The following is a 21,880-nucleotide window of genomic DNA, read 5'->3' on the forward strand; positions in this document are numbered from 1 at the left end:
CCGCACCCGGCGACCAACAAAACACGGCAGACGAGCTGCCGTCAGGCCCCCCATCCCGCCTGCTGCCCCCCTACCCGCTCCTCAACGATCTTCGCAGCCCACCCGGAACGCCGATACGCACCCATCGGATCCGCGTCCAACCCCATCTCCTCGCGCACCTCGCCCAGCAGCGGCCGCACATCCGTGTTGTATGCATCCATCAGCACCGCGTTCGCCTCCAGCACGTTACCCTCACGCTGAGCGACCGCAAGCGCCTCCCGGTCGACGAGCAGCGCCTTCGCCGTAGCCTCCTGGACGTTCATGACGGAGCGGATGATGGCGGGGATCTTGGCTTCGATGTTGTGGCACTGGTCGAGCATGAACGCGACGTCCGGGCCGTATCCGCCGCCGCGCACGACCTCGTACATGATCCGGAACAGTTGGAAGGGGTCGGCGGCGCCGACCATGAGGTCGTCGTCGGCGTAGAAGCGGGAGTTGAAGTCGAACCCGCCCAGCTTTCCTTCCCGGAGCAGCGTGGCGACGATGAACTCGATATTGGTTCCGGGTGCGTGGTGCCCGGTGTCCACCACGACCTGTGCCTTGTCGCCGAGCTTGAGGCAGTGCGCGTAGGCCGTCCCCCAGTCCGGTACGTCCGTGGCGTAGAAGGCGGGCTCGAAGAACTTGTACTCCAGGAGCATCCGCTGCCCGTCCCCGAGCCGCTCGTACACTTCCGCCAGCCCCTCGGCGAGGCGGTCCTGGCGCTCGCGGATGTCGTCCTGGCCGGGATAGTTGGTGCCGTCGGCGAACCAGAGCTTCAGATCACGCGAGCCCGTGGCGTCCATGATGTCCACGCACTCCAGCAGGTGATCCAGCGCCTTGCGCCGTACCACGGCGTCCGCGTGACAGATGCTGCCGAGCTTGTAGTCGTCGTCCTGGAAGGTGTTGGAGTTGATCGCCCCCAGCTTCAGACCGAGATCCTCGGCGTACTTCGCCAGGGCGTCGTAGTCCTCCACCTTGTCCCAGGGGATGTGCAGGGCGACCGTCGGCGCCACCCCGGTCACCGCATGGACCTGCGCCGCGTCGGCGAGCTTCTCCCGGGGATCGCGAGGAACGCCCTGCTGGGCGAACACCTTGAACCGGGTGCCCGAGTTCCCGTACGCCCACGACGGCGTCTCGACTGCCTGGGTCTTCAGCGCGGCCTTCACCGCGGCGAGCTCGGTCACTTCAGGGCTCCTGTGACGTCGGTCCGGAACAGCTTCAGCGCTGCCTCTGGATGAATCGATTCAGAAGGGCAAGCTAAGAGCCTCCCGAAGGAGTGTCAAGCATTCGCGCACGCCCTGTTGCCCGTATCCTGACCGTGACCTTTGGCTCTCGAAGGAGTCTCGAAACTTTTTCGGGCTCGACCCATTGACGTGACATCTCCCGCGCGCCTAACGTCCCGGCAACCAAGTTGAAACCTTTCACGACGCCGTGAACGCCTCCCGGAGGCCTCCCGGGCGTCGTCGAGGAGCCCCTCATGACCCACCCGTCCGACGCGGGTACGGCCCCGGTGCTGGCGCTGGAGGACATCTCCAAGTCCTTCGGAGCCGTTCGCGCCCTGCGCGACGTGTCCCTGGAGTTGTTCCCCGGCGAGGTGCACGCACTCGCCGGCGAGAACGGCGCGGGCAAGTCGACCCTCATCAAGACCCTCGCCGGCGTGCACCGGCCGGACGCCGGCCGGGTGCTGCTGGACGGTGAACCCGTCGTCTTCCACGGCCCCGGCGACGCCCGCGACGCCGGCATCGCCGTGATCTACCAGGAGCCCACGCTCTTCCCCGACCTTTCGATCGCCGAGAACATCTTCATGGGCCGCCAGCCCCGGCGCGCCCTCGGCCGGATCGACCACAAGGCCACCCATGCGGCGACCCTGGCGCTGATGCAGCGCCTCGGCGTCGAGCTCGACCCCGACCGCCCGGCCCGCGGCCTTTCGATCGCCGACCAGCAGATCGTCGAGATCGCCAAGGCCCTCTCCTTCGAGGCCCGCGTCCTGATCATGGACGAGCCGACCGCCGCCCTCACCGGCAGCGAGGTCGCCCGGCTCTTCGGAGTCGTCCGCACCCTGCGCGAGCAGGGCGCCGCGGTGCTGTTCATCTCGCACCGGCTGGAGGAGATCTTCGAGATCTGCCGGCGGGTGACGACCCTGCGCGACGGCGCCCTGATCTCCAGCGAGCCCATCGACGGCATGACCGAGGACGACCTGGTCCGCCGTATGGTCGGCCGCGACCTCGACGAGCTGTACCCGAAGCAGGACGTGAAGCCGGGTCAAGTCGCCCTGAGCGTGCGGCGGTTGACCCGCGAGGGAGTCTTCACCGACGTCTCCTTCGAGGTGCGGCACGGCGAGATCGTCGGTCTCGCGGGACTGGTCGGCGCCGGCCGCACCGAGGTGGCACGGGCCGTCTTCGGCATCGACCGGTGGGACGCCGGTGAGGTAGAGGTGCAGGGGCGGAAGCTCACCAACGGCGCGCCCTCCACCGCCATGGCCGCCGGGCTCGCGCTCGTCCCCGAGGACCGGCGCGCCCAGGGCCTCGTGATGGACATGTCCATCGAGCGCAACATCGGCCTCACCGGACTCCGTACCACCGTCAGGGCCGGACTGATGGACCGCGGCGCCGAGCGCAGCCGGTCCCTCGACTGGGCGGTCAAGCTCCAGGTGAAGTACGCCCGGATCGCCGACACCGTCAACACGCTGTCCGGCGGCAACCAGCAGAAGGTCGTGCTCGCCAAGTGGCTCGCCACCGGGCCCAGGGTGCTGATCGTCGACGAGCCCACCCGCGGTATCGACGTCGGCACCAAGGCCGAGGTGCACCGGCTGCTCAGCGAGCTGGCCGCGGACGGCGTGGCCGTCCTGATGATCTCCTCCGACCTGCCCGAGATCCTCGGCATGGCCGACCGCGTGCTGGTGATGCACGAGGGCCGCCTCACCGCCGAGATCCCACGCGCCGAAGCCACCGAGGAAACCGTGATGGCCGCAGCCACCGGGAGGGCCGCCGCATGACGGTGACCACTACCGACGAAGCCCCCGTCGCCGAAGTGCCCAAATCCAGCGGCACCCGGCTCGTCGACCGCGTCTTCAAGATGCGCGAACTCGCCATCCTGGTCGTCTTCCTGGTGATGATCGGCATCACCCAGGCCGGCAACAGCGAGTTCCTGTCCGAGCAGGGCATCAAGGACCTGCTGCTGAACGCGACCATCCTGGTCCTGGTCGCCACCGGCCAGTCCCTGGTCGTGATCACCAGGAACGTAGACCTGTCGGTCGGCTCCACCCTCGGCATCAGCGCCTTCGCGGCCGGTGACTATCTGCACGGCGGCGGGAACGCGGTCGTGGCCGTCGTCCTGGCCGTGCTGATGGGCATCGGCTTCGGCCTGCTCAACGGCCTCCTCGTCAGCCTCGGCCAGGTGCCGGCCCTCGTCGTCACCCTGGGCACCCTCTACATCATCCGAGGCATCGACTCCATCTGGGTCGGCTCCCGCCAGATCACCGCGGCCGACCTGCCCGGCGGATTCGTCGACTTCGGCTCCGGCGGAGTCTCCGCGGTGCCGTGGCTGGCGATGATCGCGCTGGCGGTGCTGGTGGCGACGGCGTACTACCTCAAACACTTCGGCAGCGGGCGGGAGTTGTACGCGCTCGGCTCCAACCCGGAGGCCGCGCGGCTCGCCGGCATCCCGGTGCGGAAGCGGATCCTCGTCGCGTACACCTTCTGCGGTGGCCTCGCGGGGCTGGCCGGTGCCATGTACCTGGCCCGGTTCGGCAACGTCGACTCCAGCACCGGCAACGGTTACGAACTCACCGTCGTCAGCGCGGTCGTGGTCGGCGGTGTCGTCTTCACCGGCGGCTCCGGCAGCGTCTATGGGGCCGCGCTGGGCGCGCTGCTGCTGACCTCCATCAACAGCGTGCTGCCCGCCCTCGGCGTCAGTTCCGTCTGGGTGCTCGCGATCAACGGCATCCTGCTCATCCTCGCCATCGCGGTCGACCGGATCGTCGCGCTGCGGGTGGCCTCGGCACTGAAGAAATCGGCTGCCAAGAACTCGGCAGTGAAGAAGGGGAACGTCCGCCATGCCTGACTCCCTGACGCGCGCGATCCGCTGGGACACGGTCGTCGGCGCGCTCCTCGTCGTACTCCTGCTGCTGTCGTTCGGCACGGTCGACGGCTTCGGGAACTCGCTGAACCTGTCCTTCCTGATCGGCAACACCCTGCCGATCGCCCTGATCGCGCTGCCGATGACGCTGCTGGTCGTCGCCGGTGAGATCGATCTGTCGGTCGCGTCGACGGCGGGTCTGTCGGGTGCGGTGATGGGCAAGCTGTGGAACGAGGGGATGGCGATCGAGACGATCATCCCGCTCTGTCTGCTGCTGGGTGTGGTGTGCGGACTGGTCAACGGCCTGCTGGTGACCCGGCTCGGACTGCCCTCCCTTGCTGTCACCATCGGCACCCTCGCCGCCTACCGGGGCATCGCGCAGATCGTGCTCGGTTCGGACGCGGTGACCGACTTCCCCACCCAGTACCTGGACTTCGCGGCCGGCCGGCTCGGGAACAGCTTCCTTCCGCAGGCCTTCCTGCCCTTCCTGGTGCTGCTCGTCATCGCCGTCGTGGTCCTGCATGCCACCCCGTTCGGGCGGTCGCTGTTCGCCATCGGGGCGAACGAGGAGGCCGCGCGGTTCGCCGGGATCCGGGTCAAGCGCCACAAGTTGATTCTCTTCACGGTGACCGGGCTGATGGCTTCGCTCACCGGGATCTTCTGGGCCCTGCACTACGCCAGTGCGCGGTACGACAACGCCACGGGTCTTGAACTCTCCGTCGTCGCCGCGGTGTTGCTCGGTGGCATCGACTTCGACGGTGGCAAGGGCACGTTGGGCGGTGCCGTCGCGGGCGTCTTCCTGCTCGGGGCGCTGCAGAACGTGATGAGCCTCCTGAACGTCTCCGCCCAGTCGCAGATCGTCGTCACCGGCGTCCTGCTCGTCATCTCCGTGCTCGGCCCCCGGGTCGCACGGCAAATCTCCGTAGCGAGGGCGGGACGCAGAGCCGCCGCCTCGACTCCGACGTCGTAACTCCGCTCTCCCTCGTAAAGGACCTCCACCATGCGTAAGTCATCGCTTCGTCGTGCCTGTGCGGCGCTTGCCGCCGGGACCTCCCTCGCCCTTGCTCTCACCGCCTGCGGCGGGACCACCAAGAACAACTCCAAGAGTGACGACTCCGCGGCGGCCACCTCCACCGCCAAGGCCGACCCGAACGCGGCTCTCAAGAAGGGGCTGACCGTCGGGTTCCTGCCCAAGCAGGTCAACAACCCGTACTTCACCTCCGCCGACAAGGGGGGCGAGCAGGCGCTGACCGAGCTGGGCAACAAGTACAAGGAGGTCGGGCCCTCCAGCGCCACGGACACCTCCGGGCAGGTCGCCTACGTCAACACGCTGACCCAGCAGAAGGTCAACGCGATGGCCGTCTCCGCGCAGGACCCCGGCGCCCTGTGCACCGCGCTCAAGACGGCCATGAGCAGCGGCATCAAGGTCGTCACCTACGACTCCGACACCAAGGCCGACTGCCGTAACGCCTTCGTCTCGCAGGCCTCCGCCGAGGACCTCGGCCGCACCGAGGTGCAGCTGCTCGCCGAGCAGATCGGCTACAAGGGCGAGATCGCGATCCTGTCCGCCGCCCAGACGGCGACGAACCAGAACACCTGGATCGACTTCATGAAGGACGAGCTGAAGGACCCGAAGTACAAGAACATCAAGCTGGTCAAGACCGCCTACGGCAACGACGACGCCCAGCAGTCCTTCCAGCAGACCCAGGGCCTGCTCCAGGAGTACCCGGACCTGAAGGGGATCATCTCCCCGACCACCGTCGGCATCAAGGCGGCCGCGCAGTACCTGTCCGGCTCCAAGTACAAGGGCAAGGTCAAGCTGACCGGCCTCGGCACCCCGAACGACATGCGCAAGTACGTCAAGAACGGCACCGTCGAGGGCTTCGAGCTGTGGGACCCGGCGAAGCTCGGCGACCTCGCCGCCCGTACCGCCGTCGCGCTGGCCTCCGGTCAGATCACCGGCAAGGAGGGCGAGACCTTCAAGGCCGGCTCCACCGAGTACACCATCGGCGCGGACGGCGTGATCACCCTCGGCAAGCCGACCGTGTTCACCGCGAAGAACATCGACCAGTTCAACTTCTAGCAGGGGAGCGGTACTTCATGCAGCGCGTGTGTTTCCTCCTCAAGGTCCGTGAGGACCGGCTCGCCGAGTACCGCGAAAGACACGCCGCCGTGTGGCCGGAGATGCTCGATGCGCTCTCCGCCACCGGCTGGCACAACTACTCCCTCTTCCTGCGCGACGACGGCCTGCTCGTGGGCTACCTGGAGACCGAGGACTTCGCCGCCGCCCAGGCCGGCATGGAGGCCGCCGAGGTCAACGCCCGCTGGCAGGCCGAGATGGCGCCGTTCTTCGAGTCGCTGGACGGCGCCCGGCCCGACGAGGCCATGAAACCGCTCACCGAAGTGTTCCACCTCGCCTGACGTCCCCTTTTCCGGAGCCGCTCATGAGAAGACGCACTGTGCTCGCGTCGGCCATACTGGCCGCCGTGGCAACGCCGGGCATCGCACGGGCCGCCGATCCCGGCCCCTCCGTCAGCAAGACGGGCAGCACTCAACTCGACTCGCAGGCCGTGTTCTTCGTCTCCTACGACGGACTGGTCAACAACAACTCGTTCCAGAAGAACGGCCTGTTCACATACAAGGGCTACCAGTACGCCGCCTGGTACACCTCCACCAAGTACGCCGTCATCGCCCGCCGGGTGCTGGGCGGTTCGAGCTGGTCCACGGTCACCCTGTCCCACCAGCTCAAGAGCAGCGACTCGCACAACGTCATCTCCATGGGCGTCTCCAAGGTCGACGGCCGCCTCCACATCAACATGGACTCCCACAGCGACGGCTACTTCTACGTGAAGTCGGTGGCGGGTCTGCTCGACAACCCCGGCTCAACGTCCTGGACCTCGTCCGTCTTCGGCTCCGTCCAGACCTCGATGGACGGGCTCGCGCTCACCACACAGTTCACGTACCCCCAGTTCGTCTCCACCCCCGAGGGCAAGCTCCAGCTCAGCTACCGGGTCGGCATCTCCGGCAACGGCCGCAACGCCCTCGCGGAGTACGACGGTTCGACGTGGACGGCACTGGGGGAGTGGTCCAGCTCCACGGGCACGTACACCAGCTCGCACGGCTCCTCGACCGCCCGCAACATGTACCTCCACGGCATCGACTACGACGTCAACGGCCGGTTGCACTCCTTCTTCACCTGGCGCGAGCAGAGCGCCGCCGTGATGTGCAACAGCGGCGGCATCACCAACCACGACACCGGTTACGTCTACTCGACCGACCGCGGCCGCACCTGGCGCAACGACGCCGGCACCCTGGTGGCCACCACCGGCACCTCGGACACGGTCGCCGTCACCGACTCCGGCCTGGTCGTCGACTCGCTCAACCCGGACCACTCCCTGATGAACCAGGAGAGCCAGTTCACCGACTCCTCCGGCCTCCCGCACGCGATCATCAGTTACGTCCCCGGCCGCTTCGGCCAGTGCACCACCAACTACGTGAGCGACCGCACCGCCAACGGCCGCGCCTTCCACGTCCGCAAGAACTCCTCCGGCACCTGGACGAAGACCGAGATCCCGGTCGCCCTGGGCTCCAGCCAGCGCACCAAGCTGGTCCTGGACAAGTACGACAACGCCTACGCGGTCTTCCCCTTCGGCCGGATCGCCGCCGCGTCGAAGTCCTCCGGGTACACCGACTGGACCCTGCTGTACGACGGCAGCGACCTCAACGCCTTCGGCGAGGTCGTCATCGACGAGCTGAGGGTCAAGGCGGACAACGTGCTGTCGTTCATGTACCAGGAGACGTCGAGCGGTACGACCCCCTCGGCACTCCATGTCGTCGACTTCGCACTGCCCGCGTGACCGGCGCCGACGTGCGGGGCGATGACGGTAATGTGAAGGTCCTCTTCCCGCCGCCCCGCGTTCTACTGGAGGTCCCTGCCTGATGGCCCAGTCGGTGGGTATCAAGGACGTCGCCCGTGCCGCCGGAGTCTCCGTCGGCACGGTGTCGAACGTGATCAACCGTCCGGACACGGTCGCCACGGAGACCCGGGCACGGGTGCAGTCCGCGATCGACCGGCTGGGGTACGTCCGCAGTGAGTCCGCGCGCCAGCTGCGCGCGGGCCGCAGCCGGATCATGGGACTGCTCGTGCTGGACATGGGCAACCCGTTCTTCGTCGACGTGGCGCGCGGTGCCGAGCGCGCCGCGCGCGAGGCCGGCCTCGGCGTGATGGTCTGCAACAGCGCGCAGAGTGCGGGCGAGGAGGCCGACTACCTGTCGCTCTTCGCCGAGCAGCGGGTGCGCGGCGTACTGCTCACCCCCACCGACGCCTCCGGCCGCAACATCGACACGTTTCGCCGCCACAACATTCCGTTCGTGCTGGTCGACCGGGTCGCCGAGGGCACCACCGAGTGCTCCGTCTCCGTCGACGACGTGGCGGGCGGTGCGCTGGCCGTCCGCCATCTGATCGACGCCGGGCACCGCTCCATCGCCTACGTCAGCGGTCCGCCCGGCCTCAACCAGGTCCGGGACCGGCGCACCGGCGCCCGGAACGCGCTCGCCGAGGCCGGGCTCGGCCCCGAGTGCCTGCGTGAGCTGCCCACCGAGCGCCTCGACGTGGCCGCGGGCCGCGACGCCGGGGCCCGTCTGCTCGGCCTCGCCGACCGGCCCACCGCCGTCTTCTGCGCCAACGACCTCCTCGCCCTCGGCGTCCTTCAGGCCATGTACGCGGCGGGGATAACGGTCCCCGACGACCTCGCGATCGTCGGCTACGACGACATCGAGTTCGCCGCAGCCGCGGCCGTCCCGCTCACCTCCGTACGCCAGCCCGCCGTCACCATGGGCGCCCTGGCCGCGGAGCTCCTCCTGGAGGAGACCGAGGCGGAGGCCGGCACGAAACGGCACGAGCACCGGAGGGTCGTGCTCCAGCCCGAGCTGGTCGTACGCCGCTCCAGCCTCTCGGCTCGCTGAGCCGCCGTTCAGTACGATTTCATGATCCCGGGGCTCGGCCGGCGGACGAACTTGTGATGAAGTGGGACGCGGCCCGAAAACCGTCCGTCCCTGGAGCCCTGTTGACCGCCACCTACCGCCAGCCGGGCGTCGTCCTCACGGACCGCCACTTCACCGTGCCGCTCGACCACGACGACCCGGCCGGAGAGAGCATCGAGCTCTACGCCCGCGAGGTCGTCGCCGGCGAGAAGGCGCACCAGGAGCTGCCCTGGCTGATCTACCTCCAGGGCGGCCCCGGCTTCGGGGCGAACCGTTTCGTCGGCAGGCCGGCCTGGCTCGGCCGGGCCCTCAAGGAGTACCGCGTCCTCCTCCTCGACCAGCGCGGCACCGGCCACTCCAGCCCCGCCAACCGGCAGACCCTCCCGCTCCACGGCGGTCCCGCCGAACAGGCCCGCTACCTCACCCACTTCCGCGCCGACTCGATCGTCCGCGACTGCGAGGCCATCCGCCCGCAGGTCACCGGCGGTGCCCCCTGGACCGTCCTCGGCCAGAGCTTCGGCGGCTTCTGCACGGTCAGCTACCTCTCCACCGCGCCCGAGGGCCTGGCCGCCGCCGTGCTCGCCGGCGGCCTGCCCTCCCTCGACGCGCACGCCGACGAGGTCTACCGGGCCGCCTACCCCCGCATCGAGCGCAAGGTCGCCGCGCACTACGCCCGCTACCCGCAGGACGTCGAGCGGGCCCGCCGTGTCGCCGACCACCTCCTCGGCCACCAGGTGACCCTGCCGAACGGCTACCGCCTCACCGCCGAGGCCTTCCAGTCCCTCGGCATCCTCCTCGGCGGCAGCGAGGGCAGCCACCGCCTGCACCACCTCCTGGAGCAGGCCTTCGTCCGCACCCCGCAGGGCACGGCACTCGCCGACGCCTTCCAGGAGGACGTACAGGGGCTCCTCTCGTACGCGAGCCACCCCCTCTACGCCCTCGTCCACGAGGCGATCTACGGCCAGGACGAGCGCCCCACCGACTGGTCGGCCGAGCGGGTGCGCGCCGAGTTCCCGCAGTTCGACGCGGCCAAGGCGCTGGCCGGCGACGGCCCGCTCCTGTTCACCGGCGAGTCGATCCACCCCTGGATGTTCGACGTCGACCCGGCCCTGCGCCCGCTGCGCGAGACCGCCGAACTCCTCGCCGCCCGGACCGACTGGCCGCCCCTGTACGACCCCGCCCGCCTCGCCGCCAACGAGGTCCCGGTCGCGGCCGCCGTGTACCACGACGACATGTACGTCGACGCGGCCCACTCGCTGCGCACGGCGCGCACGATCCGCGGCCTGCGGACCTGGGTGACGGACGAGTTCGAGCACGACGGCCTGCGGGCCGGCGGCCCCCGCGTCCTGGACCGGCTGCTGGCCCTCACCCGCGACGATGCCTGAAGTCACCGTTCCGGGCTAACCTGCGCCCATGACCGAGCCGAAGATCACTCAACTCCAGCCCATGCCCACCGATTGGCAGCGCGCCCTCGCCGTTGTCGCCCACCCGGACGACCTCGAGTACGGCTGCGCGGCGGCCGTGGCCGCCTGGACCGACGAGGGCCGCGAGGTCGCCTACGTGCTGGCGACCCGCGGGGAGGCGGGCATCGACACGCTGGAGCCCGAGAAGTGCGGCCCGCTGCGGGAACAGGAGCAGCGGGCCAGCGCGGCCGCCGTGGGCGTGTCGACGGTGGAGTTCCTCGACCACAAGGACGGCGTCATCGAGTACGGCCTCGGCCTGCGCCGGGACGTCGCCGCCGCGATCCGCCGGCACCGGCCCGAACTGGTCATCACCCTCAACCACCGGGACACCTGGGGCGGCTTCGCCTGGAACACCCCCGACCACGTGGCGGTCGGCCGGGCGACCCTGGACGCCGCGGCCGACGCCGGCAACCGCTGGATCTTCCCCGAGCTCGTCGAGCAGGGGCTGCAGCCGTGGACCGGCGTCCGCTGGGTCGCCATCGCCGGCTCCGCATCGCCCACGCACGCGGTGGACGCGACGCCCGGACTGGAGCGCGCGGTGCACTCGCTGCTCGAACACCGCAGCTACATCGAGGCGTTGACGGACGAGGACCCGGAGACGTACGTCCGCGGCTTCCTGACGGCGGGCGCCGAGCGGATGGCCGAACAGTTCGGCGGCACGCCGGCCCTGGCCTTCGAGGTGTTCGGCCGGTAGGCCCAAGCGCCGCGGGTGACGACATGCCCGGCGGAATGTTCCGACATATGGTTCATTTCGCCGGTCATCGGCGCCCCCGCTGCGTGAGAGGACACCGCCCGATGAGTACGAGGACAGTCTCCCTCGCCCTGGCCGTCACCTTGGCGGCCGGCCTGCTGGTGGTGTCGTGCGGCAACGACGACGACAGCGGCGGCTCAAACTCGCCGTCCGCGCGGCCGACGGCACCCGACACCGCCTCCTTCTCGGGCAACACACCCTCCGCCCTGGAGTCCAAGGCCGCCTCCGCCGTCGCGTCGGCCCGCGCCGCGGCCTCCGCCGCCGCCGCGTCCGCCTCGGCAGCCGCGGCCTCCTTCGAGGCCTCCGTCTCGGCCGAGGTCGAGCGCGCCGACCAGGCCGCGCAGAGCGAGCTGAAGAACGTACAGGGGCAGGGCAACGCGATGTCCGAGGTCGCCATGACCGGCAAACCGCGCTCCCAGACCGGCGGACTGCTCGCCGTCGTCGTCACCATCACCAACAAGACCGACAAGAAGGCGTCCTACGCCGTCCAGGTCGACTTCCTCGACTCCTCGGGCAAGGCGGTGGAGACCCGCTACGTCGGCGCGGAGAACCTCGAACCCGGCGAGAAGGCCCAGCCGTTGGCCATCAGCCGGAAGCCTCCCGAGCCGGTGCTGACCCCCAAGCTGGTGAAGGCACAACGGTATTGAGGCGTACGGCGGTCAGCGGTCGGCGTTGAGTTCGGCCACGGCGCCCTGCCCGTCGCCGATCGTCGTGTAGTCCACGGCGATGAAGTTCACCGGCCTGCCGCGCTCGTGCTCGCACTCGTGGACCCGGTCGAGCACGAAGCGGCGGGCGTTGACCTCGCCCGCGTCCAGGCGGCTGCCGCCGTCGGCCGTGATGAAGTGGTTGAGCAGGAACAGCCGTTTGCCGGTGCCGCCCCGGTGCGGCACACAGTTCATCTCGCCCGGCGTGCGGAACGCGAACGGGGTCTCCATGCCGTAGCGGTAGAAGTTGCGGTACCAGGGCGCCGGTCCGTCGGCCTCCTCTGCGAACACGACCAGCCGCCGCCCGCTGTCGATCAGGTGGCCCAGCGTCGGCCAGGGCTTCGCGGGATCCGCGTCCGGAGTGTGCACAAGACCGGTCAACCCTGCCTGCTCGAAGGCCTTTTCGGTGTCCTCGGCGCTGATCGCGTCCTGGACGATGAGGGTCACGACCTCCGTCGGATGCGCCCGCATCCAGTCGCCGAGCTGCTTCAGCGCCGGCACCAGTTCGATGGCGCCGGCCCGGCACACCGCATGGCACAGCCACAGTCCCGCGCGAGGCGGGTTCAGCTTGGCGACGGCCGCCGCGATGAACTCCCGCTGCTCGGGCGTGAAGTCGGAGTCCGCCAGCCGCTCGGTGACCTCGTCGGGCTGCTCCCAGCGGTAGGTGTCGAGCTGAAGCGCGCGCACGCCGTCGTCCAACTGGGCCGTGATGCCCGGGTCCTGGAGCGGGCCGATGAACCGGTCGACGGTGGTCGACATGGCGTTGTGCGAGGTCAGGTAGGCGACCTCGTCGTAGCGCCGGTCGCACAGCCGGGCCTGCCCCTCGCACACCCGCGGCGCGCTCGCACCGACCGTGAGCGGCACCAGCAGGATCCCGGCGACGGCGAGGCCGCTCGCGACCAGCCCCAGCCCGCGGATCCGGGGGACCGAGAAGGCGGGCCGGGGGCGGACCTCTAGGAGCAGGCCCGCCCCGGCCAGGAGCGTGCCCAGCGCCACCGGGACCAGCGCGGTGGCGAGTGCCGTGGTCGTGAAGCGGTCGACCGCGGTCAGCTGGAGGTCGCCGACCAGCCGGGCCAGGCTCGGCGGCCAGGTCGACGGCGGGTCGACCACCCGTCCACCGGTGACCAGGCGGATCACCCCGGCGGCCAGCGCACCGACCGCGCCGCCGGTGGCGAGCGCCCAGCCCAGCAGCGTCAAACGGCGGGCCGGCGGTGCCGAGCTCAGGAACCAGAGCGCGAGGAGGGAGCCGACGAGGAGTACCGCGGCCAGGGTCTCCGCCAGCCCGAGGCCGACCGCGGTGTACGGGCGTATCCGGTGCAGGGCCGTCAGGTCGTTGCCGGACGCGGCCAGGGTTCGCGTGACGTCCCAGGTGCTGCCGCCCGCGGTGGCCCGCAGGCCGGCGGCCGCCTCCCGGGTGCGGTCCGTCACCACGGCGGGCGCCACCGCGACCAGGGCGGTGGCGACGTCCCCGTCGGCCAGCGCCGCCTGCACCTCGGTGCGCAGGGCCGCCCGCTCCTGGTCGGGCACGGCGCGCAGGAGGGCGTCGGCCGCCGCGCCGGCCTGTTCGTCGGTCAGCGGAAGGCTGGGCAGGCCGTCGGGGACGTGCCCGGCGGACACCTCGCGCAGGGCGGCGGACAGGTCGGCCGAGAACGCGGCGAAGTCGGGCTCGGTGCGGTCCTGGAGCCCGGAGACGAGGTCGCCGAAGTAGACCTGCGCCAGATCGTTGAGGTTGCCGAGGAGCGGAGTGAGGTCCACCTTCAGCACGAGCGTGTCGCGGTCGCCGTTGAGGTAGCCGACCACGGCGTCGATCTGCCGGCCGGTCAGATCACGGACCGAGTCCGGGGGCAGCACGAGTTTGAGATTGGAGGTCACCTGGGCCTCCGGCACCGGCAGCCGGGCCAGCAACGGGCGGGTGACGGCGACCGAGCGCGGATCGACCAGGACCTCGTCGTAGAGGCGGTCGTACGCCCGCTCGTCATTGAGGACCGCGCGGTAGAAGGCGGGCGACACGAGTGTGCTGCGCGCGGTGGCCGTGGCGACGCAGACGGCCGTGCACAGGACGGCCAGCACGAAGGCCGCGATACGCGCCGCGCTACGGGACGGAACCGGGGCCATGGCCGACACCTCGGGGATCGGTGACGCCCTCATCGTCGCCCCTGCGGCATGGGCGCCGCAAACGGGGAAAACGGGGTGGGGAGGCGGACGGGCGCGTGATTGGATCAACGGGCCGCGGACACGGCACCGGGAACGGGACGGGGGAGAGGCATGACGGGGACGGACGTGCTGGCCGGGCGGTTCGAGGAGCACCGCGGCCGGATGAAGGCGGTGGCCTACCGCATGCTCGGCTCGCAGGCCGAGGCGGAGGACGCCGTCCAGGAGGCCTGGCTGAAGCTGAGCCGCAGCGACGCGGACGGGATCCAGAACCTCGGCGGGTGGCTGACCACCGTCGTCGGACGGGTCTGCCTCGACATGCTGCGCTCGCGCGGCGCCCGCCGCGAGCAGCCCATCGACGAGACGTTCGTGCCCGACCCCGTGGTCCGGCCGCTGTCGGAGATCGACCCGGAGCAGGAGGTGCTCCACGCGGACTCGGTGGGCCTCGCGCTGCTGGTGGTCCTGGAGACGCTGGAGCCCGCCGAGCGGCTGGCCTTCGTACTGCACGACATGTTCGCCGTGCCGTTCGACGACATCGCGCCGATCGTGGAGCGCAGTTCGGCGGCGACCCGCCAGCTGGCCAGCAGGGCCCGGCGCCGGGTCAAGGGCGCCACCCCGTCGGCGGAGCCCGATCTGGGACGGCAGCGCGAGGTCCTCGACGCCTTCCTGGCCGCCGCCCGGGCCGGCGACTTCGACGCGCTGGTCGCCGTACTCGATCCGGATGTCGTGCTCCGGGCCGACTCCGGGGCGCTGGCCGTCGGTCCGGCCGCGTCCAAGCTGGTACACGGTGCGCGGACCGTCGCCGAGCAGGCGATGTTCTTCCGGCAGACCGTCCCCTTCGCGCGGTTCGCGCTGGTCAACGGCGACATCGGCATGGTCAACGTGGTCGAAGGCAAGGCCGTGTCGGTCATGGCGGCCACGGTCTCCGAGGGCCGGATCACTCGCATGTACATCCTGGCCGACCCCGAGCGCATCGCCCGGCTCGAGCTGCCCGCCCTGGACGGCTGACCGGACCGGACCCGTACCGCGTCAGGCGGCAGCGAGCAGTCGCCGGTCGCGGCACGGGCCCACGACCCGGCCGTCGGGCAGGAGTTCACCGGTGTCGTCGAAGACGATGGTGCCGTTGCACAGCAGACTCCAGCCCTGTTCGGGATGGGCCGACACGATGACGGCGCAGTGGTGGTCGGTGCTGTCGGTGGTGGGGCACTGGGGCTGGTGGGTGCACATGACGGTCTCCTCGTCGCGAACGGCTCCTGCCTCGTCGGCTGCTACCTCAGTGGTAGCCGAGCTTGTTTTCAGTTGTATGTGGAGACCCCCACAACGCCGGAAACTCATCGGTGAGTTCGGGTTTCGGTGCACCTCGATAGGCTGTGCGACATGCAAGATCGGACAGTCGGCCGGGCCGACCTGCGCGGCGACTGCGAGCGGTGTTTCGGGCTGTGCTGCGTCGCCCTGCCCTTCGCCGCCTCCGCCGACTTCGCCCTCGACAAGCAGGCCGGCACACCCTGCCCGAACCTCCGGGGCGACCACCGCTGCGGTATCCACGCCGAACTGCGCCAGAAGGGCTTCAACGGCTGCACGGTCTACGACTGCTTCGGCGCCGGACAGAAGGTCTCGCAGGTCACCTTCGGCGGGGCGGACTGGCGCACGGCTTCCCGCGAGGACGCCCGGCGGATGTTCGACGTGTTCCCGGTCGTACGGCAGCTGCACGAACTGCTCTGGTATCTCGCCGAGGCACTGGACCTGGCCGCCGCCCGCCCGCTCCACGCCGAGCTGCGCCGGGCCCTGGCCCGGACCGAGGGGCTCAGTCGCCAAACCCCCGACGAACTGGCCGAGTTGGACGTCCCGGCCCACCGGCAGGAGGTCAACGCCCTGCTGCTGAAGACCAGCGAACTGGCCCGGGCCGGTGTCCGCGGACGCAAGAAGGACCGTCGCGGTGCCGATCTGATGGGTGCCCGGCTGAAGGGCGCCGACCTGCGCGGAGCCAGCCTCCGCGGGGCCTACCTCATCGCCGCCGACCTGACCGGCGCCGACCTGCGGGGCGCGGATCTGATCGGCGCCGACCTGCGCGACGCCGACCTCACCGACGCCGACCTGACCGGCGCCTTCTTCCTGACCCAGCCCCAGCTCAACGCGGCCCGCGGCAGCGCGGGCACCCGCCTCCCGGACTCAGTCACGCGCCCCGTGCACTGGACAGCGCGGGGCTGAGGACGCCTCGCCAGCTGTATCCGAGGCGCCGACCGTGGGCTCCTCGGCCGCTTTCGGCGGTGCCGCGGCAGCTGCCGCGTGCGGCTCGGCCGGGCCCTCGGCCGCCGTCGGTCCGGCCGCCGCCCGTCGTTCCAAGTGCAGCCGCAGCCCGTCCGGCATCAAGGTCAGCCGCTCCGCCACCCGCAGCCGGTACTCCGGGTCGGCCCGCAGGTCGTAGCGGCGCAGTAGCAGGCCGAGCACCAGCGTCGCCTCGTGCAGCGCGAACTGCCGCCCGATGCACGCCCGCGCGCCCGTCCCGAACGGCTTGAAGGTGTGCGGGGCCCGGGACCGTACGGCCTTCGGGTCGAAGCGGTCCGGGTCGAAGCCCTCGGCGTCCGCGCCCCACACCTCGGGGTCCCGGTGCAGCAGCATCGTCAGGACCAGCGCCCACGCACCCCGCCGCATCGGGTGGTCGCCGCCCAGCACGGTGTCCTCGCGGGCCTCCCGCGCGAAGGCCGGCGCCGTCGGCCACAGCCGCAGCGACTCGTCGAGGACCCGGCGCACATAGCGCAGCTTCGCCACCTGGTCGTAGCCGGGCACGTCCGCGTCGCCCCAGACGGCATCCACCTCGGCACGCGCGCGTGCCGCGATATCGGGGTGCCGGGAGAGGTAGTGCAGGGCGAAGGAGAGGGCGCCCGAGGTCGTCTCGTGGCCGGCCACCAGGAAGGTGATCACCTGGCGGCGCACGTTCTCGGCGGACAGCCGCTCCCCGGTCTCCGGGTGGGCCGTCTCCAGCATCCGGTCCAGCAGGTCGCCGTCCCCGCTGGACGCCCGGCGGGCCCGCACCAGGTCGTCGACCGTGCGGTTGAGATACGCGATGTCGGCCTCGTTGCGACGGGTGGCGCCGCGCAGCAGCACCGGGGCCAGCGGCACCGGCACGGTGTTCAGGCGCTGGGCGTACGTCAGTGTGCCCACCATCGCCGAGACGAAGGGGTGCGGCCGGTCGCGCTCGAAGGACCCGAAGTCGTGCCCGAACCCGGTGCGCGCGATCGTCTCCAGCGTCAGCTTGGTCATGTCGCCCGGCACGTCCACCGACCGGCCCGCGGCCAGCTCGCGGTCCCAGTGGTCGGTGAGCCGCCCGGCCACCGCCAGCATCATCGGGTGATACGCCTCCATGGCCTCCCGGCTGAAGCCCGGCGCCAGGACGTCGTGCGCCAGCTGCCAGTTGGGCTCGTGGTTGTACGCCGTGAACAGGCCGTCCCCGGCGACCGGACGGAGGTTGGCGACACCGAGGCCGACGTGCTTGGCGAAGCGGGTCTCGTCCGCCATGTCGGCCGCGAGCCCGGCGCCCCACACGAACACGAACTCGTTGCCGAAGGCCTTGCGCCGGAAGACCGGTCCCAGCTGTCGGCCGTAGCGCATGGAGTCCTGGACGGGCGTGGCCCGGTTCACGCCGAGCACGTCCCCGAGCAGGGGGACCCGGCGCGGCGGGTGCGGGATGCGGTGCAGCTCCGGCCAGCCCTGCTCGGCGCCGCGGAACCCCTTCGGCAGCGGGGTCCGGGTCGTCGTCTCCGCCATGACGCGATCTCCCTCGAAGCAGCGGCAGGTTGAGCCTGTTGTACGTGGGTTCAATAACGCGGTCCAGTCTGATCCTGTTGTTGAACCGACGTCAAGTAAAGTGCGGTCATGTCCGCGAACCAGGGCGCGCGCACCCGCCGTCGGCTCAGCACCGAGGAGCGCCGGGAGCAGCTGCTCTCGGTGGGGGCGCGGCTGTTCTCGGAGAGCCCGTACGACGACGTGTGGATCGAGCAGGTCGCCGAGATCGCCGGGGTGTCGCGCGGTCTGCTCTACCACTACTTCCCGACCAAGCGGGACTTCTTCCTCGCGGTCGTCGAGCGGGAGAGCGAGCGGATGCTGCGGATGACGGCGGCGGTGCCGGGGGTGCCGGCGCGCGACCAGCTCACCGCGGGGCTGGACACGTTCCTCGAGTACGTCGAGACCCACGCGCACGGCTTCCGTGCCTTCCACCGCGCGGACGCGGCCGGCGACCAGGCCGTGCGGCGGGTCTACCAGCGGGCGCTGGGCGCGCAGGAGCGGCAGATCCTGGCGGCACTGGCCCAGGATCCCGAACTCGGCCCGGCCGCAAGGCGGTTGCCCGATCTCAAGCTCGCGGTGCGCGGGTGGCTGGCCTTCACGACGGCCGTCTGCCTGGAGTGGCTGCGAGGCTCGGATCTGACGCGCGAGCAGGTGCGTGATCTGTGTTCCCGAGCGCTGCTCGGCGTCCTCGTTCCCTGATTCCTGCCGGAACTCTCATCCGGAGATGGTTGGCGTACACCCCGATCTTCGATAGGTTAGGCAAGGCTTACCTAAGGAGGTTCTGGGATGGGTGACAGCCAAAGCTGGGCGGCCGCGCCTTCCGCGGCGGAACGGGCGCGCTCGGTGCTCGCCGTCGCATGGTCCTGCGCGGTGACCGCGGACGGCGGTCGCGAGGAATTCGTCGGCGCGCACACCGTGGACGAGGACGGCCGGGTGCACGTCCATGTGCCCGAGGACAGCGCCCTGCTCGCGGCCGCGATCTGCGCGCCCCGGGGCGAGCCCTCCGCCGTGCTGGAGTTCGCCGACGTGGCGCCCGTCCCCGTCCGCAACCGTATCCGCAGCCGGCTCTGGCTCGCCGGGTACTTCGTCCCCGAGGACGACCATCTGGTGTTCCAGGCGACGCGGGTGGTGCTGCGGCCGCCGTCCGGTGCGGTGGTCGTCGACCTCGACGAGTTCGCCGCCGCCGCGCCCGACCCGCTGGCCCTCGCCGAGTCGCATCTGCTGACCCACCTCGCCGACTGCCACGGCGACGCGGTCGAGCGGCTGACCCGCCTCGTCGACCACGCCAGCCTGCACGGCGCGGTCCGCGTCCAGCCCCTCGCCGTCGACCGGCACGGCCTGACCCTGCGCATCGAGCGCAACCGCGCCCACGGGGACGTACGACTGCCGTTCCACACGCCCGCGGACGACGTCGGCCAGCTCACCGAGCGCATGCACGTCCTGCTCACCCAGGCCGGCACCGCCTCCTGCCCGCGCGCCCTACAGCGGCAGCGCACAGACGGCGACGGGTGAGGCGAACGGCTCGCCCGCGAGCCGCAGTTCACCGCTCTCGCCGTCGACGTGGAAGACGCTGACGGTGCCCGACTTCTGGTTCGCCGCGAACAGCAGCGTCCCGTCCGGCGAGAAGGCGATCTGCCGCGGGAAGTCACCGGCCACCGGAACCGTGTCCAGCAGTCGCAGCCGGGCGCCGTCCGCCTCGACCGCGTACCGCGCGAGGCTGTTGTCGCCCCGGTTGGCGAGATAGGCGTACGCGCCGTCGGCCGTCACCAGGATCTGCGCCGGGTAGTTGGTGCCCGGACCGGAGCCCGTGGACTGCGGCTCGCCGATCGTGAGCCGGCCACTGGACGGGTCGTACCCGCAGACCGCGACCGTGTCGTCGACCTCGTTGGCCAGATAGGCGTGCCGTCCACCGGGGTGGAAGGTGAGGTGGCGCGGACCGGCGCCCGCCCGGGTCTGCGCCCGCGCGACCTCGGTGAGGGTGCCGCGGCGCTCGTCGAGACGGTAGGTGTAGACGGTGTCCGTGCCGAGGTCGACGGCGAGCACGTGGCCGCCGTCCGGACTCGTGATGAACTGGTGGGCGTGCGGGCCCTGCTGACCGGGTCCGGGTGCCGGGCTGGAGTGCGTGACCACGTCGGTGCGCTCGCCCAGGGCGCCCTTGCCATCGATCGGATGCACGGCCACGCTGCCCGAGGTGTAGTTGGCGCTCAGCAGCCAGCGGCCGCTCGGGTGCACGGAGAGGTGACACGGGCCGGCCCCGCCCGTGCCGCGGCTGCCCAGGACCTTGCGGTCGGCGAGGCGTACGGCGGTCACGGCGCCGTCGTCCTGCTCGTCCACCGCGTAGAGCGTGCGGGCGTCGGGGTGCAGGGCCAGGTATGAGGGGTTGGCGATGCCGGTGAGGGTGCCGGTGCTCGTGATTCCGCCGGACTCGGTGTCGTAGGTGGCGAGGCCGATGCCGGTGCCGCCGCCCTCGACCGTGGTGTAGGTGCCGAGGTGGAGCGGGCGGGGACCGGCGGGTGTGCTCGACGGGCGCGGCGACGGCTGCGCCGTGGAGGGCTCGGCCGAGGGCTGTTCGGATACGGCGGCCGCGGCCTCCTCGCTCCCCGAGAGCCCCGAGGTGCTCTTGGGCGGTGCGGGCGCGGGCAGCGCTGTGACCGCGGCCGCTCCCGCGAGCGCGCCGACGAAGCGGCGCCTGCTCCAGCCGCCGCCCGTCGCTCCTGTCCCACTGCCCATGTCCGCACCTCAGGTGGTCGCTCGCCCCGGTCGTGACAAGCCACCATGGCCCGGACCACCCCGAGTACGCAAGAATGGCAACAGGTGTTGCGGAGGGCGCAATGGGTCCGGTGGTGGTTACCAGTCGCCGTCCTCCACCGGCTTGCCCGGCGCGTCCTTGAGCGGCTTCACCTGGTGCGGGGCGGGGTCCGCCCAGGGCTCGTGGTCGTCGCCGATCCAGTCGCCGACCGGCTTCACGGCCTCCAGCGCGTCCGTCGGGGCGAGGTCCTCGGCGTCCTGGTCGTAGTAGTCGTACCAAGGCAGCCCCGCCTTGGTGTACGCCGCCCGGTCCACCGGCGACGGCGGGGGAGCCTCGCCCGTGATGCGGCGCCACTCCGGCGGTGTCACCAGATGGACGAACACGCGCCCGGCGGGTTCCTCGGCCCAGTCCTTGAGGGGGCGGTCGTCCTGGTAGACCTCCTGCCGCATCGAACCGCCTACCCCGAGGCCCATCGCGGCGGCGGCCCGCGGCCTCGCCGCCGCGGCCGGTGCGGGCACCGCGCCCGGAGCGGGCGGCGCCGACATCGACATCGGCAGCGCCGTGCCGTAGCCGCCGGTCGGCATGGTCAGTGCGCGGGTCCGCTCCGAGCGGCGACGCTCTTCCGCACGCCACTCGGCCAGCTTCCGCTCGCGGAGCGGGAAGGCCTGGAGCTGTACGCCGCCCCAGACCTCCTCGCCGGTGACCTGGCCCTCGACGGTCGCACCCAGGCCCAGCGGGACGGCCACGAACTGGCGGACGGTGCCCTTGCCGGAGTTGATGCCGTCCAGCCAGGGCTGGCGGGGCAGAACGACGTAGTTCTGCGGTTTCCGGGTCAGGCGGTCGCTCCACCTCTTCCCCGAGACCGCGCACACCTTGCCCACCCCGACCTGTAGCGCGGCCGGTTCCGTCGTCCCCGCGAAGCTCAGCCACATGGCCTCGCGCAGATACACCGGCAGCATCACGCCGCCCCGCGCGCGCCACTGCTCGGGCACGGTGTCCGGGTAGTCGGAGACCCGGCGGACCGGGAACTCGCCAAGCCCCGGCGGCAGCGGATGGGTGCCGGTCTCGGGCAGGCGCAGGGTGCGGACGAACCGCACCGCCACGCCGCCCGGAAGGCGCAGTGTGTTCCCGTCGATCCGCACGGTGCTGTCGGTCATCCGTCCGCCCCCTCGCTCCCGGTGCCGGAGACGTACGCCGCCCC

The 21,880-nt window shown here is 71.0% G+C and carries 20 protein-coding genes; 14 read left to right on the forward strand and 6 right to left on the reverse strand.

The genetic code is table 11. From position 1 onward, the window contains the following. Positions 1-41: 41 nt before the first annotated feature. Complete coding sequence (gene rhaI, locus ACQEWB_RS46265) at positions 42-1,202, reverse strand: L-rhamnose isomerase (protein WP_432842360.1); 1,161 nt, start codon at positions 1,200-1,202, stop codon at positions 42-44. 293 nt (positions 1,203-1,495) lie between these two features. On the opposite strand from rhaI, the gene ACQEWB_RS46270 reads away from it, so the two are divergent. The 10 genes from ACQEWB_RS46270 to ACQEWB_RS46315 all read left to right on the forward strand — a co-directional run bounded on the left by ACQEWB_RS46270 (position 1,496) and on the right by ACQEWB_RS46315 (position 11,939). Then, complete coding sequence (locus tag ACQEWB_RS46270; protein WP_432842362.1) at positions 1,496-3,013, forward strand: sugar ABC transporter ATP-binding protein; 1,518 nt, start codon at positions 1,496-1,498, stop codon at positions 3,011-3,013. Beyond that, positions 3,010-4,080, forward strand: coding sequence for an ABC transporter permease (locus ACQEWB_RS46275; RefSeq protein WP_432842364.1), 1,071 nt, complete (start codon positions 3,010-3,012; stop codon positions 4,078-4,080). Before ACQEWB_RS46270 ends, ACQEWB_RS46275 begins: the two co-directional genes overlap by 4 nt. Then, positions 4,073-5,065 carry an ABC transporter permease gene (locus ACQEWB_RS46280; RefSeq protein ID WP_432842366.1) on the forward strand — a complete coding sequence of 331 codons (993 nt, stop codon included), beginning with the start codon at positions 4,073-4,075 and terminating at the stop codon, positions 5,063-5,065. The genes ACQEWB_RS46275 and ACQEWB_RS46280 overlap by 8 nt, the downstream gene beginning before the upstream one ends. 30 nt (positions 5,066-5,095) lie before the next feature. Continuing rightward, on the forward strand, positions 5,096-6,178 hold the full coding sequence (gene rhaS, locus ACQEWB_RS46285; RefSeq protein WP_432842368.1) for a rhamnose ABC transporter substrate-binding protein: 1,083 nt from the start codon (positions 5,096-5,098) through the stop codon (positions 6,176-6,178). 17 nt (positions 6,179-6,195) lie between these two features. Then, positions 6,196-6,516: an L-rhamnose mutarotase gene (locus ACQEWB_RS46290; RefSeq protein WP_432842370.1), complete on the forward strand. Its 321-nt coding sequence runs from the start codon at positions 6,196-6,198 to the stop codon at positions 6,514-6,516. A 23-nt stretch (positions 6,517-6,539) separates the two neighbouring features. Next, positions 6,540-7,952 carry a BNR repeat-containing protein gene (locus ACQEWB_RS46295; RefSeq protein ID WP_432842372.1) on the forward strand — a complete coding sequence of 471 codons (1,413 nt, stop codon included), beginning with the start codon at positions 6,540-6,542 and terminating at the stop codon, positions 7,950-7,952. 82 nt (positions 7,953-8,034) lie between these two features. After that, positions 8,035-9,060, forward strand: a complete 1,026-nt coding sequence (locus ACQEWB_RS46300; protein ID WP_432842374.1) for a LacI family DNA-binding transcriptional regulator — start codon at positions 8,035-8,037, stop codon at positions 9,058-9,060. 101 nt (positions 9,061-9,161) lie between these two features. Beyond that, entirely contained in the window at positions 9,162-10,463 is a 1,302-nt protein-coding gene (locus ACQEWB_RS46305; RefSeq protein ID WP_432842376.1) for an alpha/beta fold hydrolase, read from the forward strand. Between the two features lie 28 nt (positions 10,464-10,491). After that, entirely contained in the window at positions 10,492-11,235 is a 744-nt protein-coding gene (locus tag ACQEWB_RS46310; protein WP_432842378.1) for a PIG-L deacetylase family protein, read from the forward strand. A 101-nt stretch (positions 11,236-11,336) separates the two neighbouring features. Further along, positions 11,337-11,939, forward strand: a complete 603-nt coding sequence (locus ACQEWB_RS46315) for an FxLYD domain-containing protein (protein ID WP_432842380.1) — start codon at positions 11,337-11,339, stop codon at positions 11,937-11,939. A gap of 12 nt (positions 11,940-11,951) precedes the next feature. On the opposite strand, the gene ACQEWB_RS46320 is transcribed toward ACQEWB_RS46315, so the two are convergent. Next, on the reverse strand, positions 11,952-14,111 hold the full coding sequence (locus ACQEWB_RS46320; RefSeq protein WP_432842382.1) for a hypothetical protein: 2,160 nt from the start codon (positions 14,109-14,111) through the stop codon (positions 11,952-11,954). A 150-nt stretch (positions 14,112-14,261) separates the two neighbouring features. On the opposite strand from ACQEWB_RS46320, the gene sigJ reads away from it, so the two are divergent. Next, complete coding sequence (gene sigJ, locus ACQEWB_RS46325; RefSeq protein WP_432842384.1) at positions 14,262-15,155, forward strand: RNA polymerase sigma factor SigJ; 894 nt, start codon at positions 14,262-14,264, stop codon at positions 15,153-15,155. 21 nt (positions 15,156-15,176) lie between these two features. Here the strand turns inward: sigJ and ACQEWB_RS46330 are convergent, their stop codons facing one another. Continuing rightward, positions 15,177-15,374, reverse strand: a complete 198-nt coding sequence (locus ACQEWB_RS46330) for a DUF5999 family protein (protein WP_432842386.1) — start codon at positions 15,372-15,374, stop codon at positions 15,177-15,179. Positions 15,375-15,524: 150 nt separating this feature from the next. Between ACQEWB_RS46330 and ACQEWB_RS46335 the strand changes: the two genes are divergently transcribed. After that, positions 15,525-16,355 (forward strand): pentapeptide repeat-containing protein, encoded by an 831-nt coding sequence (locus tag ACQEWB_RS46335; protein WP_432842388.1) that lies wholly within the window; start codon positions 15,525-15,527, stop codon positions 16,353-16,355. On the opposite strand, the gene ACQEWB_RS46340 is transcribed toward ACQEWB_RS46335, so the two are convergent. After that, positions 16,317-17,912 (reverse strand): cytochrome P450, encoded by a 1,596-nt coding sequence (locus tag ACQEWB_RS46340; RefSeq protein ID WP_432842390.1) that lies wholly within the window; start codon positions 17,910-17,912, stop codon positions 16,317-16,319. The two genes, ACQEWB_RS46335 and ACQEWB_RS46340, sit on opposite strands and share 39 nt — an antisense overlap. Positions 17,913-18,020: 108 nt before the next feature. Between ACQEWB_RS46340 and ACQEWB_RS46345 the strand changes: the two genes are divergently transcribed. Both ACQEWB_RS46345 and ACQEWB_RS46350 read left to right on the forward strand, forming a co-directional pair. Then, positions 18,021-18,629 (forward strand): TetR/AcrR family transcriptional regulator, encoded by a 609-nt coding sequence (locus ACQEWB_RS46345; RefSeq protein WP_432842392.1) that lies wholly within the window; start codon positions 18,021-18,023, stop codon positions 18,627-18,629. A gap of 87 nt (positions 18,630-18,716) precedes the next feature. Continuing rightward, positions 18,717-19,442, forward strand: coding sequence for a DUF2470 domain-containing protein (locus tag ACQEWB_RS46350; protein WP_432842394.1), 726 nt, complete (start codon positions 18,717-18,719; stop codon positions 19,440-19,442). On the opposite strand, the gene ACQEWB_RS46355 is transcribed toward ACQEWB_RS46350, so the two are convergent. Then, a complete protein-coding gene (locus ACQEWB_RS46355; RefSeq protein ID WP_432842396.1) occupies positions 19,410-20,660 on the reverse strand; it encodes a lactonase family protein in 1,251 nt (416 codons plus the stop codon). The genes ACQEWB_RS46350 and ACQEWB_RS46355 overlap by 33 nt on opposite strands. A gap of 117 nt (positions 20,661-20,777) precedes the next feature. Continuing rightward, positions 20,778-21,836 (reverse strand): hypothetical protein, encoded by a 1,059-nt coding sequence (locus ACQEWB_RS46360; RefSeq protein WP_432842398.1) that lies wholly within the window; start codon positions 21,834-21,836, stop codon positions 20,778-20,780. Positions 21,837-21,880 lie beyond the last annotated feature (44 nt).

The sequence above is a fragment of the Streptomyces sp. CA-249302 genome (assembly GCF_050936785.1).
Taxonomy (GTDB): domain Bacteria; phylum Actinomycetota; class Actinomycetes; order Streptomycetales; family Streptomycetaceae; genus Streptomyces.